This window comes from Xenorhabdus sp. PB30.3 (assembly GCF_963895965.1).
GTDB classification, from domain to species: domain Bacteria; phylum Pseudomonadota; class Gammaproteobacteria; order Enterobacterales; family Enterobacteriaceae; genus Xenorhabdus; species Xenorhabdus stockiae.
The window spans coordinates 22904-41186 of record NZ_CAWQMW010000128.1; the positions used below are offsets into that span (position 1 = coordinate 22904).

Below are 18283 nucleotides of genomic sequence, written 5' to 3' on the forward strand. Positions count from 1 at the left end.
TTTCTTATTTTCTGTCGAATTATTGCTTAGTTATTTGGAATAGCGGTGCCGGAAGAATTGGGCAGGGTTATCGCGTAACATTCGGTCTATCTGTGTTTGGGTAAAGCCGGCAGTCAGCAACATCGGAACGAATACCGTGAGTAAGTAATCGAAACCAATTCCTCCATTGCTTTTCAGGTGAGAACGGCGGGTTATATCCTGAGAGAGCATGACTCTGTCGAGTAGCCCTCGTCTGGCGAGCACCTGTAACATCGCAATGCGACCGCTGTCAGGATAGTAATTGTTTTTACCAATGGTATCGAATTGTACCCAGGCACCTTCTTCAAGCAGGGGAATAATCGTGTCCAGATTGTCTTTCAGATCACAATGACCAATCGCCACAGATTCAGGAGAAACACCAAACCCTTTGAGGAGCGCCAGTTGTTCACGTCCCATTGTACTTAAGGTGGTGTGGGTGGATATGGGGCATCCGGTAGCCTGATGTGCGAGAGCGGCTGCGGCAAATACCTTTTGTTCATCTTCGGTAATTACCCCAAGACTGGAGCCAATTTCAGCAATAATACCGGCTTTTAATGCCGTACCGTCGATGCCTGTCTCAATTTCAGCAATCATCTCTTCAGCAATGTCCTGAATGCTTAATGTACTGAAATGAGCGGGGAAGAATGGCCGTTTGTAATAGCCTGTCGAGGCAATGATATTGATGTGGGTATCACGTACCAGATTCAGTAAAAAGGAGGCATTGCGCCCCATGTAACGGTTGGTTACCTCCACAATATTGCGCAGACCAAGCGCATGCAGATGGCGAAGTTCATCAACAATCAGTTCATACTGATCCAGACGACAGTCAAGGGTACCTTTGGCTTCGGACAGATCAATATGCAAGTGCTCATGAACATAGGTGTAACCTGATGTATCAATCTTGGGTGGGGAATACAGAGCGGAATGTATGGGTGTATTCCTGATCTTTTTCTGGCATTCCATAACTATTCCATAAATAAAGCATAACTATTCCGTAAAAATTATTTCCGTAAATAAATAGTCGCGCAGCATCATGCGGTAAATTGACTAGAGCGAAAATAACATTATTTGAGGGAAAGATAATATTAAATGTAATACCTATGTTGAGTAATTATTAAGAGTAACCGTTGTTTTTCCAGTTGCCCTGACTGTCATAAATGCCTTCAAGTTTTGGATTTCCTGACTGAATACCTGAGATCAGGGCGACATCGCTGCGGGTGACGAAAATCTGAGTCCGGAAGCACATGATCACCGGGCTACCAATAGGATGTAATCCATATAGAGATAAGTGGTAATCAATGCAGGGTTCACCTAACCGTAATATCCGTGCTGTTTTGTATGAACTGTTGTGTTCTGGAAAAACCAGTGCATGTTTCATATGGCTGCGTTGGTAGTAGCCTCCACCATAACAATAACTTTTGTCCTCATAGTGATGGGATATTTCCGTGACATAAGCCATCGCAATCTGTTCAGGCTCCCGGCCAATACTATTTGCAGGGATTGTTCCGGTCAGAGCATGACCCGGTTCTAAATGAGTCGCACCATATTTTGCTAACAGGGGAATTGTGTTGCAGCTGGTTGCTGAGGGGGCATTGATTTGAGAAAGAGAAATGCCGCGTTGTTTGAGTTTGTTTCGTGCTCTGATCAGCGTCTGCAAATTAACGGTCGGCAAAGTGGTCTGATACTGAGCATTCCATGCAAGGCAGGGAAAATGAGTCAGACCAGATAGTTTAATTCCCGGCATCTGTTTTAAAGCATCAATAGCCGGATCTAGCTCTTCAAAGAGGAAACCGGATTCCTGACAGGTAAAAGCCATATCGCGCTTAGCAAAGACTTTCAGCATGATGGGCTGAATACGTCCCAGCTTTTCAGCTGCATCCGATATGGCCTGAGCTTTCTCCAGCGAAAATACAGTGATAATTTTAGGATCACACCGGAGCATGGTTTCTATCAGATGAGCGGGGGTTTGTACTAAGTGGCCAATGTGACATAGAGGTATACCGTGTTGACTCAGGCTGTAGGCTTCTTTGAAATCCACTGCAACCACACCGGGATAGCCAAGTTCAATCAGTTTTTTAGTCAGCCACGGATTACGGCCAAACTGTTTGGTCATCAGGTAGAGTTCGATACCATATTGCTCTGCTGTTTGCAGTAAATGCTGGCCATTCTTTAATACCTGATCGACATCAATGACGTAAGTATCTGGTAGAATCGTACCTTGCTGCCAAAGGTTTTTTGCTACTTCTATTAATTTAGGATTCTGTTTTTTTAACGCATTAATAAACATAGGTTTCTCTTTGTAGCTGCAAAGCAGTACGTGTGTGCGAAAAATAAAAACACATGAAGTTTCTTAATCTTCATTTTTTTGAATATTTATGGTGTGTAAAAAATCAGTAACTTGTTGTTGCAAGTATTAAACCATATAAATTTATTAACAGATAGCCTTCCTCATTGGGGTGTAGGGTAAGTGTAAATTTCTCCAACAGGGAATGATGAATTTTGAGTAACTGTGAATAATTCCCGGATTGTTTTATTTTGTCCAGAATGTCTTTTTCTATAGGGGAAACAATTTCTCCACGACGTGATCGCATAAAAGCACTTGCCATGTGAGTAAGCGCCATTTCACCTTGTGGATGGCGGACTGGGATCAGCCAGAACTCCTCCAGAATATGCACGACATCAAGCATATTATCGTAGATATCCTGATCGATGACACCACCTTGCAACAGGATAGTTAGCCGTTGTTCTACCATCGCTTTTTGTTACACGTCAGATTTAATTGATTATGTTTGGTCTGAGTCTATTTTTGGCTGAGACCTTATTTTGGGGCTAATTAAGGTTCAGTAAATGGGTTCGATTATGCCTGATACCACGTTTTGCTGATGAGTTAGTAGTGCTTCTCTGTCAACCATGGTATGCAAGAGTTGCTGGATAGGGATATTATCCTTGCGGGCAAGGATAACCGCTTCGGAGGCTTTGATAAAACACTCACCGTCATCGGGAAGCTGGGTCATCAGGCCTTGTGCAATCAGCTCGTGGCCTTGTCCAACGTTCCAGATAGCCGCATCAATGTGGCCTTTCATGATTTGATTCAGACATTCATGATAAGAGACCTCGACCAGTTCGATTTCTTTTCCTGCAAAATACTGCTTTGTCATTATTTTCTGGTCAGCTGAGGTACTGTCTAACCCTACGCGGCGGATAGTTTCCATCTCCCCCTGACGAAAGATTAACCGATGTCTGTCTGTGTAACTTTGGGTCCCTAGTGATAGCGCAATATATATATCTTTATTATCTGGATGCTGCTCTGCGGCGAGTCTTGATGTTACTGCTAAGTCATAGACGCCATTCAGTAAGCACTCAATGCGGATATCTGAGCCTCGCATATGTGCAAAGTAAAAAGGAACGCCTGCACATAATGCTTTTAAACCACTGGCCAGACCCTCATAGGCGCGGGTATAGGGAAGAGGCATCGCGCAGACTACATTGCCGATATCGGCGTATTCCAGTAGTAATTTGTGGTTAATCTGCGAGAGAAAGCTGCCATTCCGACCACGACGCTTAATTCCAACCGCCTGCGATTGCTCGAGAGATTTTAATGCTGCCTGCATTAAACCTACGGACAACCCACACTCTTTTGCCAGTAACTCTATGGTTTTCAGGCGATTGCCACATTGTTCTGAGAGGAGATAACGAGCCAGAAATGATTGCGCAATCCCCTCTTTTTTAATGAATGTTTGACTCATCATTACAAGTTTTTATCCATTCTTATTTATCTTCATAAATTTGAACATAAACCGCAACCAGCGAATTAAAGAAAAGGGAGTAATATCACAATTACAGAATAAATGAAAATTTAATAAATGATAAAAACTAATATTATCAATATTTTGAAGATATATTATTATTTTGGTCTGAAGATATAAAAATAAGCATCATGGGAGAATATAGGGAAATAGCCTGATTCCTGCCCTTATGTCTGCTGTATTTTTCTGTCTGTATGGTGATTTTTGCTACACTATTTGTCACAGTATGAAACAATTTGATGGTATTTTGTTCTTTACCTCAATATAGAGTCATTAACTAAACAGTTTTCTCTTTTTTTATTTCATTACTATTAAATTTTATTCTATCCTGCTGCAATAAAAGACAGGAGTAGTATATTTATCAGGCCAATTATTTATTTTTCATTGATATATCATGGGGTTATTTCTTATGAAAGTTATAGCAAATGATGTCCCAATTGAAATAGAAGATAGTGGTGAAGGGGCTAATGGTGAGAAGCGACCGGTGGTGTTGCTTATCATGGGTTTGGGAATGCAGCTTATTGACTGGCCCGATGACATAGTAAACCTGTTAGTTGCGGCTGGGTTTCGGGTGATTCGGCATGATAATCGTGATGCGGGGCTGAGCCAGAGATTTGATCATAGCCCACAGCGTTCCTTATTGTGGCAGAAAGTTCGGTTTCGTCTGGGACTACCTGTTCGCGCTTCTTATAGTATGCAGGACATGGCTGATGATGCTTTGGGGGTGCTTGATGCGCTGAATATCCCTCAGGCTCACATTATCGGCGCTTCCATGGGAGGGATGATTGCCCAGAGGTTGGCGGCAACTAATCCTGATCGGGCAAAAAGTCTGGTGAGCATCATGAGTTCGAGTGGTGCTCAGGGGCTTCCTTTGCCAAAGCCGGAGGTAATGGCAGCGTTGTTATCCAAACCCGTCGATACCAGTATGGAAGAACTGGTTGCTCATCAACTGAAAATAATCAGGCTTATTGTTTCTCCTTCTGAACCACTAAATATAGATGAACAGGCTCAGCATCTGAGAATGGCTTTTCGTCGTGGCGGCTATTATCCCAAAAGTTTCATCCGGCAGATTTTGGCGATAATTGCAGATTCTGACCGGGCTGAGCTTTTGAACCGGATCAGTTGCCCTGCACTGGTTGTACATGGTGAGGATGATCCTCTAATTCCGATGGCTTGTGGAGAAGATACCGCCAGACGTATTAGCGGGGCTAAGTTCTTACCAGTGCAGCAAATGGGGCATACCTTCCCGCCATCGTTTATGCAGGCTATGACTGAGGAAATTATTCCGTTTCTGCATGATGCAACCAACAAAGAGGTAGACTGAAAGGTAAAGAGCATAAAATAGATGAAATCAGATATAACGTTGATTAATCTTTTACTCTCCTTCCTCTGTGAATGAATTCAGAGAAAGGATAAAGATTATATTTTCTTAATCATAATATGCAGTGTGCTTTGCTGTTTAGGGCTGGTGAATATAATATCCCTGAACCATTTCATCGCATTTTTTTCATAGAACTTTCGCGCCTGCTTGTTACTTTCCAGTACTTCCAGCCAAAGCCATTTTTGACCTTGTTCTTGTCCTAATTTTTCAACATAGTCAAACATCTGTTGACCATAATTTTGCCCGGTCAGGTGTGGCAGCAGATAGAGTTTATGTAAATACAATCCTGTTAATTCACTATCCGGAATAGTTTTATTTACAGCTATTTTTATAAATCCAATAGGCCGTTTAGTCTCGGCAATGAACCATTTATGATTAGGGGTATTGAGCGAATTCGCTATGCTTTCTGGTGAACTCTCTTCGGCAATATATTCTTCCAATTCGCCTTTATCATTCCATAATTGAGAAAAATGAAAACGATAACTTTCTTCAAGCATTTGGGATAATTGTTGTGGCTCTTTTATTGTGGCTTTCCGAATGGTTAACATAAATCATCTCCTAGTTATAAGGAATTAAATGATTACCAGATATTGTATTTATTAGTTTTTCACCTTCTTGCCATTCCCCATAACCTGCAGCTGTGTGGATATGGCCTGCTCCAGATAAAACAATGAGTTCGGTCTTCCAGGATCTAGCCAAAGAATGAGCTTTTTCTAGCGATAAAAATTCGTCGTTATCGCTGCAAACTAATGTTGTAGGAAAAGGCAGAGGTATCTTTGGTAAAGGGCGTTGAATATGAAGTTCCGGTGGGGCATCAGGGCTATCAATATCAGCAGGAGCAACAAGTAATGCGCCTGTTACTCTGTTACAGCTTTTTTCTTTTGCCCATTGAGTTATGGTGACTGCCCCACAGCTATGCCCAATAAGAAAGATTTCACCGGAGGTTTTTTCAATAGTTTCATGAAGTCGATATAACCACTTTTCTCTGATGGGAGATAGCCAGTTATCTTGCTGGACTCTGATAACATTTTGATATTTTCTTTCCAGATGGGACTGCCAATGGTCTGGCCCGGAATTAGTATACCCCGGTACGATTAAGTAGGTTTTAGTTGCCATTTAGTGGTGCTATCTCGTGTTGTATTTGTTTTTTTTATATCCTAAGTATGCTACCACAGTGGTAAAAATGTACTATCAAATCGCTCAGTAGAATCGAATGAAAATAAAGAAATTTTGATAGAACGTATTGATGATTGATTTCGAAAATTTATGAGTTTTTCTGCGAGGATTCGAGCGGAATGAAATAAAAAAGCGGCGATAATTTTTTATCGCCGCTTTTAAGTATACGAGTTTGTCAGATTAAATCAGTTTTGTGATTATGCTGATTTAACGTTCTGAGCCAGCCAATCAGCAACGCGCTGTTTCTGCTCATCTGTCAGCCACATACCCAGTTTGGTACGGCGCCATATCGCATCATCCAGCTGAGTAACCCACTCATGTTCGACCAGATAACGCAGTTCAGCTTCATACAGCCCATAACCGAAGAATTCACCTAAATCTGCCAGTTCTTTCGCATCACCCAGAATGATATTGCTGTTGCTGCCGTAAGTGCGGGAATAACGTCGTGCAATGCCTTCTGGCAACCAGTCATAACGCTGGCGAAGTAAACGGGCATATCCATCACGGTCTTGGCCTTCCAGCTCGCCGCCGGGCAATTTACCGTTTTTCGTCCACGCCTGACCGGCGTTTGGATAGTACTGTGCCAGTTTATCCATCGCATGTTCTGCGAGCTTACGGTAAGTTGTCAGTTTGCCGCCGAAGACGGATAGCAACGGAGTCTGGCCCTGATCATCCTGTACATCCAGTGTGTAGTCACGGGTGATGGCTTGTGGTGAATCTGATTCATCATCACACAGCGGACGTACACCAGAGTAAGTCCAAACGACATCAGTACGGTTAAGTTGTTTTTTGAAATGGTCGTTATAAACTTTCAGCAGATAATCGATCTCTTGATCGTCAATTTTAACGTCTTTTGGATCGCCTTTATATTCAACATCCGTTGTGCCGATGATGGAAAATTCATCATTCCACGGGATCACAAACACGATGCGGTTATCTTCGTTTTGCAGGATATAAGCCTGAGGTTCGTCATGAACACGTGGTACAACGATGTGGCTGCCTTTGATAAGGCGAATACCATAAGGTGATTTCAGTTGCAGGCCATTATCAAAGAAATTCTTAACCCACGGGCCAGTTGCGTTAACCAGACCTTTTGCCCGCCATGTTTTGCTCTCACCGGTGATGAGATCTTTGGCTTCTACCATCCAGTGATCATTTTCACGCCACGCACGGGTGACCTGAGTACGGGTACGGACTTCACCGCCATGTTTCTGGACTTCCTGCGCATTAAGGACGACCAGACGTGCATCATCAACCCAGCAGTCAGAGTATTCAAAGCCACGATTGATAGAGGATTTAAGCACTGAGTTAGCGCCGAATTTCAGCCCCTTACTGCTCGGCAAACTTACACGTTTACCCAAGTGATCATAAAGGAACAGGCCAATGCGAATCATCCAGGCCGGACGCAGGTGTGGCTGGTGTGGGAGGCGAAAACGCATTGGGAATGCAATGTGAGGTGCCAGTTTTAATAAGACTTCACGCTCTGCCAGTGCTTCACTGACCAGACGGAACTCGTAGTGCTCCAGATAGCGCAGGCCACCGTGGATCAGCTTAGAACTGGCTGATGAGGTCGCACTGGCTAAGTCCTGACCTTCTAACAGCAGGACTGACAGTCCACGGCCAGCAGCATCAGCCGCAATACCAGCGCCGTTAATTCCGCCGCCAATTACAATCAAGTCTTTGGTTTCCATTGCATACCCTCTGAAATGTTCGAAACAGTTCTTTAATGTTCGTTTTCGCTCAGGGATTGTAATCAAAATTTCATCAATCGCCAACCATTTACCAGAAAAAAACATATTTGCGTGATGCAGATAACAAATCGTTATCATATATCTAAGATTAATAAGGAAATTGTGAGAGGCAAATTTGAGTTCACTCGTTATTGCAGGGTCATGAAGGGAGAGGACTGAGATGATGACTGGGAGCAATTGACCGGAGGAGAGAAGAATCCGCCTGAAAACAGGCGGATCCTAAATAGAATGTCTTCAATCTGAAGCCAGTTCTAACACGATTCTGGCTTAATATTATTCTGACCTAACACAATTCCAGCTTAACACTATGCTGTTCAATGATTTTTTGCAGTCCGGAAGGGGGCTCTTTATCGGTAAACAGAAAATCAATCAGGTTCATATTACCGAGATTAACCATCGCGCTACGGCCAAATTTCGAATGGTCAGCAACCAGCATGACACAGCGGGAATTCTCAATAATTGCGCGTTTGGTTCGAACTTCATGGTAATCGAACTCTAACAGAGAGCCATCAGAGTCAATGCCACTGATACCGAGAATGCCGAAATCAAGGCGGAACTGGGAGATAAAATCCAGAGTGGCTTCGCCAATAATGCCACCATCACGGGAACGGACTTCCCCTCCGGCCAGAATCAGGCGGAAATCTTCCTTTCCCATCAGCAGGGTTGCGACGTTGAGATTATTGGTAACAATACGCAGATCCTGATGATTAAGTAAGGCATGGGCGACTGCTTCTGGTGTAGTACCGATATCAATGAACAGGGTTGCACCATTTGGGATTTGAGTAGCAACCTGCTTGGCAATGCGGGCTTTTTCATCTGACCACATAATCTTGCGGTCATGATAAGCTGTGTTGACAGAGCTGGAAGGTAAAGCTGCACCACCGTGATGACGCTGGATCTTATTTTTGTCGGCCAGTTCGTTCAAATCACGTCGGATTGTTTGTGGGCTGACATCAAAGTGTTCGACCAGTTCTTCAGTGCTGACATAACCCTGAAGACGTACCAGCTCGATTATTGCATCATGTCGCTGAGTTTGCTTCAAAACATTCCCCTAATTTTACCTAAAATTATTATAATTAACTGATTTTAATTGGAATATTATTGATTCTTTTGTTTGCGTAAATTGTCCCATAACCCCATTAGTAACCCGATAATTAAGCCTGAAAAGTGGGCTGCATTGGCGATGTTAAGAGAAAACATATTGAAATAACCAACAAATAACCAGATGACTGAAATTGCAATAAGCCCTCTGGGGGCACTGAGTCCTTTTTGGGGTGACATTTCGCCGCTTAGCCAAACATAGCTGATTAAAGCGTAAACTACACCGGAAAGCCCACCAAAATGCGAGCCACTGAACAACGATTGTGCCCAGCCACTGAAAATGGCAGAAACTATTGTAATTTCAACAAGCTTTCCGGTATTAATGTTCCTTTCAACCTGACTGCCGAAATACCACCACAGCACCAGATTGAACAGAATGTGTAATAACGAAAAATGTAATAAAGCGGGGCTGAGCCAACGCCACAATTCCAGGTACTGTTCTTTGTTAGGCCATGCCAGCCAGCTCATAACCTCATTAACTCCAGCTAACTGCATCCAAAAATAGACCAGAATACAGAGCGCAGAAATGGCGATAGTTAATGGGCCGGACTGGCTTTTCAGTGTATTCCAGTTCAGATTACTTTCGTATTTCAACGGCGTACTTGTTTTACCTGCCTGCCAGCTGGCAGCCTGATAGCGCTCATTGAGCGGGTCTCGGGAAAACTGATTAAGCTCCTGTTGAACAGCGCTTAATTGTTTTTCATCTTCTAGCCACAGTTCAACCACATGTGGTTCATTGGTCTGGCGGATGGTCAGGTGAATGCCCTGTGTCGCCATATAATCAATAAAGGCCTGAGCCAGTCTTGGATTATGGATTGAAGTTACATGGATCATTGTGCGTATTATTCACCTTAAATTAGGGTTATACCCGTCGTCTTTCGAGTTGCCTCTTTGTTGGCTGCGTTCACTCACCCCAGTCACATAGTTACCTATGCTCCTGGGGTTCATTCCCTTGCCGCCGCGATGCAACTCGAAATCCATAGGGTATAGAAGTACAGATGCTTATTACTCAGCATGAACGGCATGAGGATAATCTTTTTTCCATACTTCAAAACCGCCGTTAACACTGTATACGGTTTCAAAACCGATATTTATCAGATACTGTGCGGCTCCCTGACTGCTATGGCCGTGGTAGCACATCACCATAACCGGCTGATCAAAATCGGCCTCTTGCAGGAATTGATTGATAGTTTCATTAGTCAGATGAAATGCACCTGTTACATGTCCGGCACGGAAACTCTGTGGATCACGGATATCCACCATCAGAGCACTTTTATCGAGCCAGTTCTGGTAGGCTTGTTCAGGGCTTATTGTTTGAAAATGTTCCATAAACACTCAGCTTTGTTTCTTGAAATTTCGTTTTAAGGTGTCAGTTTCTTAAAAATGTTACTTTATGACTTTACTGCCTTCCCAATTCTGTCATTGGGAAGGCAAGACTAGAGATAATAAAGATATAAAGAACAAAAAATAACGGGCTAAAATCAGTAGTAAGAATGTTCGCCACGCTGATGTTCTGTCAGGTCTTTAACGCCTTTCAGCTCAGGGAACATCTGTAACAGCTGTTTTTCGATCCCCTCTTTCAGGGTGACATCGACCATAGAACAACCGTTGCAGCCACCACCAAATTGCAGGATGGCATAACCTTCATCCGTGATTTCCATCAGGCTGACACGGCCACCATGACCTGCGAGCTGTGGGTTAATCTGTGATTGTAGAGTATATTCAACGCGCTCAATCAGGGGCGCATCATCAGCTACCTTGCGCATTTTTGCGTTTGGTGCTTTCAGGGTCAGCTGGGAGCCAAGCTGGTCAGTCACAAAATCGATAACCGCCTCTTCCAGAAAAGGCGCACTGATTTCATCAACATAGGCAGAAAGTTGGTCAAATTTCAATTCGGTGTCAGTGGCTTCAACAGCATCAGGTGGGCAATAAGAAACACCGCATTCTGCTGTCGGCGTTCCTGGATTAATGACAAAAACGCGGATTTGTGTACCGGGTTCTTGATTTGCCAGTAGCTTGGCAAAGTGCGCTTGCGCTGCTTCAGTAATATTAATCATGTCATTTGCTCAATAGTTGACTGTTATAGTTGGTTATAATACGCCCATTCATAAAGGAACTACAAGGTTCGGCATATTGCCCAGGTTTGCACGGAACGGGCACCAGCACGAATTAACAACTGTGTGGCTTCATGCAGAGTGGTTCCCGTGGTGATCACATCATCGAAAATGACGATATGTTGATCGGTAAAATCACCACGCAATTGAAAGGCATGCTTAAGATTGGTTTTCCTCTGGGCGGCAGATAAGCCCCGTTGTGTGAGTGTAGCACGTGTGCGTTGCAAAAGATTAGGCTGATATTGGCATCGCAACCAGCGTGCTAATGGCCTGATAATAAGCTCAACCTGATCAAACCCGCGTTGCCAGCGTTTCTGACGGTGCAGAGGAATACCGAGTATGCAGTCCGGCTTAATCCAGTGCCCTTCACGGTAACCCTGTAACCAGTGCAGAAGAAATATGCGCGCCAGAACTGCTGCGAGCTGGGGGGTACTATGATATTTATAGCGCCGGATAAGCTGACTTAAAGGGGGAGCATAATCGGTAACAGCGATCATTTGTTGCCAGAGTGGTGGCTCCTTCAGGCAGCGGCCACAGGGTAAATCACGAGAACTGGCAGACAGAGAGCAGCGTGGACAAACGTTCGCCAGCCGTTTCAGGTTTTGCCAGCAGATGTGGCATATTCCATGATGAGCGAAATACAAATTTTGATGGCATAGCCAACAGTACCCAACCATTGTTAGCATGGTTTTTGTGAACATCGCTTTCTTCCTTGATAAGAAATTCCTGAGAGTAAATAAGGTGAGAATAACAATGGATAAGTTGTTTTGGCAGACTTTAGGCGAAGCTCCTCGTGATCTTGTGATGCTGCACGGATGGGGGTTGAACGCTGAGGTCTGGCGTTCAGTGGAAACACGATTAGCTTCGCATTTTCGTTTACATTTAGTGGACTTACCGGGATATGGGCGTAGTCAGCCGTATCCGGCTATGACACTGAAAGAGATAGCTGATACGGTATGGCAACAGGCGCCAGAAAATGCCTTATGGCTGGGATGGTCGCTGGGAGGGCTCATTGCCAGCCAGATTGCGTTAGATCATCCTGATAAAGTGGCGGGTTTAATCACAGTAGCATCATCGCCAAAGTTTAGTGAAGAGGGGGATTGGCCGGGAATCAAACCTTCGGTTCTGAGTGCATTCAAGCAGCAGTTGAGTGAAGATTTTCAGAAGACGGTTGAGCGTTTTTTAGCATTGCAGACTTTAGGCACAGACAGCGCCCGTCAGGATGCGCGTTTACTGAAATCAGTGGTATTGAACCTGCCGATGCCGACAGTCGAAGTGCTCAATGCCGGGCTGGAAATTCTGCGCACTGATGATTTGAGAAGTGAGCTGGCACAGCTTCAGCTGCCTTTCCTGCGTATCTATGGTTATCTTGATGGTTTGGTACCACGTAAGATTGCTGCCTTGCTTGATAGTAAATGGCCGCACACTCGTTCTGTGACTATGCGTCATGCGGCACATGCGCCTTTTATTTCCCATCCGGATGAATTTGTCGATTTATTGATAGCGTTTGCGAACAGTGGGAGTGAAGCCGGGTAATTTCAGCTATTGACTACTAATTACCCATAACATGGCTGTTATGGGTAGTTGATATTTATCTGACAGGATAAACTTCGGTGACAATTTCCGGTGTATTGACAATGGTATCGAGTACAGGACAGTTACTTTCTACAAACTGAATAAAATCGCGGATTTCCTGTTCGGTATTATCGGCTTTTATATGAAATTTTGATGTGATTTTGGAAAAGCCGATTTTGGCGTTTTTATTCTTACCGGTGAAACCGTCGGTATCCAATTCTCCTTCCACATTGACCTGAATATCAATCAGGTTGATTTTATGTTTGCGGGCAAAACTTTTGGCCACAATACACTGACAGGCACCAAAAGCAGAAAGCAGTGCTTCCACAGGGTTCATGGCTTCATCTGTTCCGCCCAGATTTTTGGGTTCATCCACATGAAAGGTAAAACCTCGTGATGAACATTTCATTTTAAGATGACCAGCAGACTCTATTGTTGCAGCAAATAACTCTTTAGGCATTTTAGTATATCCTCAGGTTATTAATCGTTATGACAGAACTGCATATGAAATAATCAGGAAGTGGTTTTTATTCTTTAATCTATCATGATGGTTAAAAGAATTACTGTGCTAATGTTAACGAATTAGGCGCTGGTCGAATGTAAAGTCTAATTCTTTAACTGATTCAATAGATTTAGAAAATTTAGGGTGATTTGGATTGATAATAATGTTGTTTTCGTAAGGAACGATACAAGAAGGGATGATAAGGGCCGCATTTTCGGCAGCATTTAGCCAGTCACTGCCTATATCCATTGTCGAAGTAGGGGCTGGGTCACTTCTCCAGTTATCGGGGAGATAACGATGATCCAAATAGTCCACATCGGTATCTGCTAATTCAATAGAAAATAGTTGATATTCTTCAAGCAGACTTTCTTTTGTTGTATGAACGTACAATTCTAAAGTGGCAAGTGCGATAGAGCTGGAGGCATAAACTGCCCCATATCCTTTATGATTCCAGCGTCCGCCGAATCTTTTTGCACCATACCCCGTCCATGCTTCATGAGCATGAACGGATTTTACTAATCGGTAAAAAATCATGAAATGACCCCGTGTTCCAGCCGGCCAATGAGGTCCATCACTTCAAGGGCGCCACTTTCTGTCGAGAGAAGGGAAATAGGAGCCACATGACCTAAACCCTTCACAGGCTCTTTAAGCCAATGGTAGGCAGCTTCTTTATCACCATTGAAGAAAGTGATGGTTGCATCAAAGACGCGGACTAAACGGGCTATACGTTCACTTTCATCAGGTGAAAATGGGTGACCAGAACTTTTACGGCGTGCAACATTACGCTCATTGATACCAGCAATGCGAAGGATATCAGTTTTAGATATCTTTGAGTCTCGGTGAATATTATCCAGCACATCGAGTGGCAATCCGGCTTGTAAGGTTTTGATCAGATCGCTTCCTCGGTTTGCCGGCAGGCCGACAGAGCGCCAGAGCGCTTTATTACCGGTTGTATTACTTGGTACGTAGATTCTCATAAATCATTCCCCAAACAAGACAATTGTCATGTTAGTTATATGACATTTGTCTTGTTTGGGCAAGTTGCTTAAAGATGTTTAGAAGAAAGGAAGAGGGTTTGTTGCTGAATTAAGAAAATGTATTCAGCACTTTATCATCGCCAGTTGATATGCCTTAGCAGCACATCTCTGTGTTTCCGGGCACTGTTTACAACCACCACTCAGGCAGGAGGAAATGTCTACTTCCTCCAGTTTACCCATCGTCACCAATTGATTGAGCATGGCTTCTACGATGGCCAGTGGTGCTGAAAACTGATGGCTCAGTGATCTGGCGTCGGTGCGCCCATGAAGGGCGACCATATCGCGGATTTGCAGCAGACTAATCATGGCAACTCCTAGTGACAGCTACCGGAACAATCGCAGCTCCGGTCTCTGGTGCTATTGAATGTGATTGTGATTCTGCTGCGTGCACGGCGTAATCCAACAAAAACAGCGACATTGAACAAAATGACCACCAGAATAGTGAGCAGGCTGTTTTGTGGATGTGCGGAAAAGGTTGCAGCCTGATAAAACAGTATAGCCAGAGAATAAGCGACGTTTAATCCCCATAAAATTGAGAATGTCATCCAGCCGCGACTGGTTTCACGGGCAATGGCACCCATCACAGAAACACAGGGCACATACAGCAGAACAAAGATCAGATAGCTGTAGGCCGCAACAGGAGAACCAAATTTAGCACTCATCACTCCCATTGAACTGCTGTCCATGTTGCCGTCGCCTTTACTGGCCTCAATCGGGTTGGACAGAGCACTCAGGGTGAATGTCTCTTTCAGGCTATCCCATGTTTCTGTTACTGAGCCTTTCAGTTCATCCAGCAGATTAAACTCATCCGGGTTGAATGGCTGTTTGGTGATGTTTTCTGCGGTATAAAGTGTATTCAGTGTTCCGACAACCACCTCTTTTGCCATCGCTCCGGTGATAAGCCCGACGGTTGCCTGCCAGTTATCAGAATGTACGCCAATAGGATGAAGGATCGGTGTAATGACTTTACTGACCGAGGCCAGCGCTGATTCATTGATATCGTCTACTGTCTTACCGGAGAAAGAAAAGCTATTGAGAGCACCGATAAACATACTGGCCGCGACAATCACTTTACCCGCACGTATCACAAACCCTTTCAGGCGTTGCCAGGTCTGGATTAATAGCGTTTTAGCATGAGGAACATGATAGACAGGCAGCTCCATGACAAAGGGGGATGCCTCACCACGCATAATGGTGTATTTGAGTAGCAGGCCCGTCAGGATGGCAACGACAATACCGAGGATATACAGAGAGAAGACAATACTGGCACCATGTTTATTAAAGAACGCGGCGGCAAAAACGGCAAAAATCGCCAGACGTGCGCCACAAGACATAAATGGTGCCATCATGATGGTAATCAGCCTTTCACGCGGTGCATCCAGTGTTCTGGAACCCATCACGGAAGGAACATTGCAACCGAAGCCGACAATCAGGGGCACGAAGGATTTACCCGGTAATCCCAGAGACTGCATTAGCCTGTCCATCACAAATGCAGCTCTGGCCATATAGCCGGAGTCTTCAAGAAAAGAGAGAAACAGGTACATCATGCCTATCTGTGGAACCAATGGCAGCATGGTATTGATACCGCCTCCGATCCCTTGTGCAAGGAAAATGGTCAGCCAGCCGGGGAAGTGGAGGGTATAACCGAGCCACTGCATACCATCAATGAAAATGGCAGAGGAAGCACCATCAAAAATGGGTTGTAAAGCACCACCGATATTAATCGCCAGTACGAACATGAGATACATGACAAACAGAAAGACAGGCACGCCCAGCCAGCGATTGAGAATAACTTTGTCTATCGCCTGAGTCAGTTTATTGGGTATTGCTGAGTCAACATCCGTGACTGCCAGACACAATTTATTGATTGCCTGATAGCGGGCATCTGCAATGATGAGTTCAGGTTCTTCAATCTGTTTCTGTTGCAGGCGAAGTTTGCTCTCGGCCAATTGTGCCTGCGTCAGCTCTGAACGCTCAAAACTGTATATATCCCCTTCCAGTATTTGCAAGCTGAGCCAGCGACGCTGTTGCAGATTGAAGTTTCTGCTGATCAGGTCAGCAAGGTTGTTCGCCTCCTGCAATAAAGTATCGGGGTATTGCACCAGTACGGGGCGTACAGGCTGGTGGTAGTGGTCAATGGCTTTTTTAAGCGTATCTATCCCTGTCGAACGGGTAGAGACGAGCGGAATAACCGGGCAACCAAGATGCTGCTCCAGCGCTGCAATATCAATGTTGATATGCTGGCTTTTGGCGATATCCAGCATATTCAGGGCAACAATGCAGGGAATACCAAGCTCAATGAGCTGTAATGAAAGGTAGAGATTACGTTCCAGATTTGAAGCGTCAACGACATTGATGAACATATCGGCTTCGCTGCTCAGTATATAGTGACAGGCAATTTGCTCGTCAATTGAGGTTTGCTCGGAAATGGTTGTGAGAGAATAGGTACCGGGAAGATCGACAAGGTCTATTTGATGTTTTTGGGTGGAAAAATGCCCGGTTTTGCGCTCAACCGTGACTCCAGACCAGTTACCGACCCGTTGTCGGGAGCCTGTAAGTTGGTTGAATAAAGTGGTTTTCCCAGAGTTAGGGTTACCGATTAAACCTATAGTTAATTGTTTCATCATACTTTTTACTGATCAGGAATAGTGTGCATCATTGCATTCAGTCTCAGGACTGTACGGCATCTGGACTTCATTCATTCATTCTGCTGGATGTACTGCTAATGTGAGGAGCGCTAAGTCTTTTTTACGGAGAATAAGGTTGACTCTGCGTGTTTCTATTTGAATGGGGTCTCCCAAAGGGGCAACTCGGATAACCTGAAAAGTAGAGCCGGGTAGCATCCCCAGAGACAATAATTTTTGCCTGTATGCGCGATTTATCTGTGGGAAGAACCCCAGAATTTTATAGCTTTGATTTGGAGTCAGTGACATATAACACTCCGTTAAAACTCAAAAGACAGTGATTATGAGAATGATTATCCTCAATAAAGCGAAATTCACAAGGAAAAAGTATATTAGTTATTTTGGATTAAAGCGCCAATGAGAATAATATGCAATACCAATATCATCTATTTATCACTGAATAATGACGGAATAAATTGATATTAATCAATTTAATGGCGATTTAATCAAAAATTAAAGTTATGTAAAGAATATCTGAAAGGAATTAACAACAAGCTCTAATAAGAAATGGAGCTTGTTGTTATATATTTTTCTATTAATCTTTCGGTGGATAAAGAAGATCATTTAATGATACTGAGACACGGGCATCATCCTGACGTTCACTCCAGCCTGTTGAGTCGTATACCCACCATGCTTCCACTTTTAATTCATAGAAACGGCGTATTGCATTGCCATGATAGTCAGCAATCGGACGGGATTTTTTCTTTCTGATATTCTCATCCGGATAAGTTTTCAGGAAGAAGTAGTCATAGGTTTCCTGTAGTTCATCGTCCGGAACCTGACGGGCGTTGCCGATGAACTGAGAGCCAGCGAGTATCAGCGATGAATCAGGCGTGGTGATGCTACTGTATATGGTACCGCTGACCCGAGGGTTGATAAGTAGCTCCTGAGAATGGCGGGTATCCTGTTTTGAATACCAGATTAAACTTAATGGATTATATTTAGGAATATAAAAAAGTGTGGATGACCAAGCTAACTCGGCATTCGGAGCATGAGTAGCAAGGTTGAAGAATCTTATATTGCTGAGTAAGTCAAAACTGCTTTGGATATATTTATTCATAAATTATTCCTTAACAATTTGAGTTTCTTATCTGTATTTATAATTATTTAAACGACTTATGGTCACTATTAATAATAG

The 18283-nt window shown here is 43.8% G+C and carries 21 protein-coding genes; 2 read left to right on the forward strand and 19 right to left on the reverse strand.

Annotated features, from left to right (window positions below):
* Positions 1-30 precede the first annotated feature (30 nt).
* From AACX38_RS10890 to yhfZ, 4 genes are all read right to left on the reverse strand, one after another.
* Positions 31-981: a phosphotriesterase-related protein gene (locus AACX38_RS10890; RefSeq protein ID WP_228864278.1), complete on the reverse strand. Its 951-nt coding sequence runs from the start codon at positions 979-981 to the stop codon at positions 31-33.
* A gap of 151 nt (positions 982-1132) precedes the next feature.
* A complete protein-coding gene (locus AACX38_RS10895; RefSeq protein WP_099120380.1) occupies positions 1133-2305 on the reverse strand; it encodes a YhfX family PLP-dependent enzyme in 1173 nt (390 codons plus the stop codon).
* 103 nt (positions 2306-2408) lie between these two features.
* Entirely contained in the window at positions 2409-2771 is a 363-nt protein-coding gene (locus AACX38_RS10900; RefSeq protein ID WP_099120379.1) for a PRD domain-containing protein, read from the reverse strand.
* A gap of 87 nt (positions 2772-2858) precedes the next feature.
* Positions 2859-3767, reverse strand: coding sequence for a GntR family transcriptional regulator YhfZ (gene yhfZ, locus AACX38_RS10905; RefSeq protein WP_099120378.1), 909 nt, complete (start codon positions 3765-3767; stop codon positions 2859-2861).
* Positions 3768-4233: 466 nt separating this feature from the next.
* Between yhfZ and AACX38_RS10910 the strand changes: the two genes are divergently transcribed.
* On the forward strand, positions 4234-5148 hold the full coding sequence (locus tag AACX38_RS10910; protein WP_228864279.1) for an alpha/beta fold hydrolase: 915 nt from the start codon (positions 4234-4236) through the stop codon (positions 5146-5148).
* A gap of 95 nt (positions 5149-5243) precedes the next feature.
* Here AACX38_RS10910 and AACX38_RS10915 read toward each other — a convergent pair whose 3' ends face one another.
* The 8 genes from AACX38_RS10915 to gntX all read right to left on the reverse strand — a co-directional run bounded on the left by AACX38_RS10915 (position 5244) and on the right by gntX (position 12033).
* Entirely contained in the window at positions 5244-5753 is a 510-nt protein-coding gene (locus tag AACX38_RS10915; protein WP_228864280.1) for a GNAT family N-acetyltransferase, read from the reverse strand.
* A 10-nt stretch (positions 5754-5763) separates the two neighbouring features.
* Positions 5764-6321 (reverse strand): RBBP9/YdeN family alpha/beta hydrolase, encoded by a 558-nt coding sequence (locus AACX38_RS10920; RefSeq protein ID WP_228858970.1) that lies wholly within the window; start codon positions 6319-6321, stop codon positions 5764-5766.
* 257 nt (positions 6322-6578) lie between these two features.
* The gene (gene glpD / locus AACX38_RS10925) at positions 6579-8072 is read right to left on the reverse strand and encodes a glycerol-3-phosphate dehydrogenase (RefSeq protein ID WP_228864281.1); all 1494 of its coding nucleotides are present in this window, start codon (positions 8070-8072) and stop codon (positions 6579-6581) included.
* A gap of 343 nt (positions 8073-8415) precedes the next feature.
* Complete coding sequence (locus AACX38_RS10930; protein WP_099120374.1) at positions 8416-9174, reverse strand: DeoR/GlpR family transcriptional regulator; 759 nt, start codon at positions 9172-9174, stop codon at positions 8416-8418.
* A 56-nt stretch (positions 9175-9230) separates the two neighbouring features.
* Positions 9231-10067, reverse strand: coding sequence for a rhomboid family intramembrane serine protease GlpG (gene glpG, locus AACX38_RS10935; protein ID WP_228864282.1), 837 nt, complete (start codon positions 10065-10067; stop codon positions 9231-9233).
* A gap of 171 nt (positions 10068-10238) precedes the next feature.
* On the reverse strand, positions 10239-10562 hold the full coding sequence (glpE, locus tag AACX38_RS10940) for a thiosulfate sulfurtransferase GlpE (RefSeq protein ID WP_228864283.1): 324 nt from the start codon (positions 10560-10562) through the stop codon (positions 10239-10241).
* 152 nt (positions 10563-10714) lie between these two features.
* Positions 10715-11290 (reverse strand): Fe-S biogenesis protein NfuA, encoded by a 576-nt coding sequence (gene nfuA, locus AACX38_RS10945; protein ID WP_086954736.1) that lies wholly within the window; start codon positions 11288-11290, stop codon positions 10715-10717.
* Between the two features lie 59 nt (positions 11291-11349).
* Positions 11350-12033, reverse strand: a complete 684-nt coding sequence (gene gntX, locus AACX38_RS10950) for a DNA utilization protein GntX (RefSeq protein ID WP_228864290.1) — start codon at positions 12031-12033, stop codon at positions 11350-11352.
* Positions 12034-12100: 67 nt separating this feature from the next.
* On the opposite strand from gntX, the gene bioH reads away from it, so the two are divergent.
* Entirely contained in the window at positions 12101-12883 is a 783-nt protein-coding gene (gene bioH / locus AACX38_RS10955; RefSeq protein WP_228864284.1) for a pimeloyl-ACP methyl ester esterase BioH, read from the forward strand.
* Positions 12884-12938: 55 nt separating this feature from the next.
* Here the strand turns inward: bioH and AACX38_RS10960 are convergent, their stop codons facing one another.
* The 7 genes from AACX38_RS10960 to AACX38_RS10990 all read right to left on the reverse strand — a co-directional run bounded on the left by AACX38_RS10960 (position 12939) and on the right by AACX38_RS10990 (position 18205).
* Complete coding sequence (locus tag AACX38_RS10960) at positions 12939-13382, reverse strand: OsmC family protein (protein WP_099120370.1); 444 nt, start codon at positions 13380-13382, stop codon at positions 12939-12941.
* Positions 13383-13496: 114 nt separating this feature from the next.
* Positions 13497-13958 carry an RES family NAD+ phosphorylase gene (locus tag AACX38_RS10965; RefSeq protein WP_228864285.1) on the reverse strand — a complete coding sequence of 154 codons (462 nt, stop codon included), beginning with the start codon at positions 13956-13958 and terminating at the stop codon, positions 13497-13499.
* A complete protein-coding gene (parS, locus tag AACX38_RS10970) occupies positions 13955-14401 on the reverse strand; it encodes a type II RES/Xre toxin-antitoxin system antitoxin (protein ID WP_099120368.1) in 447 nt (148 codons plus the stop codon). Before parS ends, AACX38_RS10965 begins: the two co-directional genes overlap by 4 nt.
* Positions 14402-14524: 123 nt before the next feature.
* Positions 14525-14767, reverse strand: coding sequence for a FeoC-like transcriptional regulator (locus AACX38_RS10975; RefSeq protein WP_099120367.1), 243 nt, complete (start codon positions 14765-14767; stop codon positions 14525-14527).
* A gap of 8 nt (positions 14768-14775) precedes the next feature.
* Entirely contained in the window at positions 14776-17085 is a 2310-nt protein-coding gene (feoB, locus tag AACX38_RS10980) for a Fe(2+) transporter permease subunit FeoB (RefSeq protein ID WP_228864291.1), read from the reverse strand.
* 78 nt (positions 17086-17163) lie between these two features.
* The gene (gene feoA / locus AACX38_RS10985; RefSeq protein ID WP_099109533.1) at positions 17164-17394 is read right to left on the reverse strand and encodes a ferrous iron transporter A; all 231 of its coding nucleotides are present in this window, start codon (positions 17392-17394) and stop codon (positions 17164-17166) included.
* A gap of 286 nt (positions 17395-17680) precedes the next feature.
* Complete coding sequence (locus tag AACX38_RS10990) at positions 17681-18205, reverse strand: pyridoxamine 5'-phosphate oxidase family protein (RefSeq protein ID WP_228864286.1); 525 nt, start codon at positions 18203-18205, stop codon at positions 17681-17683.
* Positions 18206-18283 lie beyond the last annotated feature (78 nt).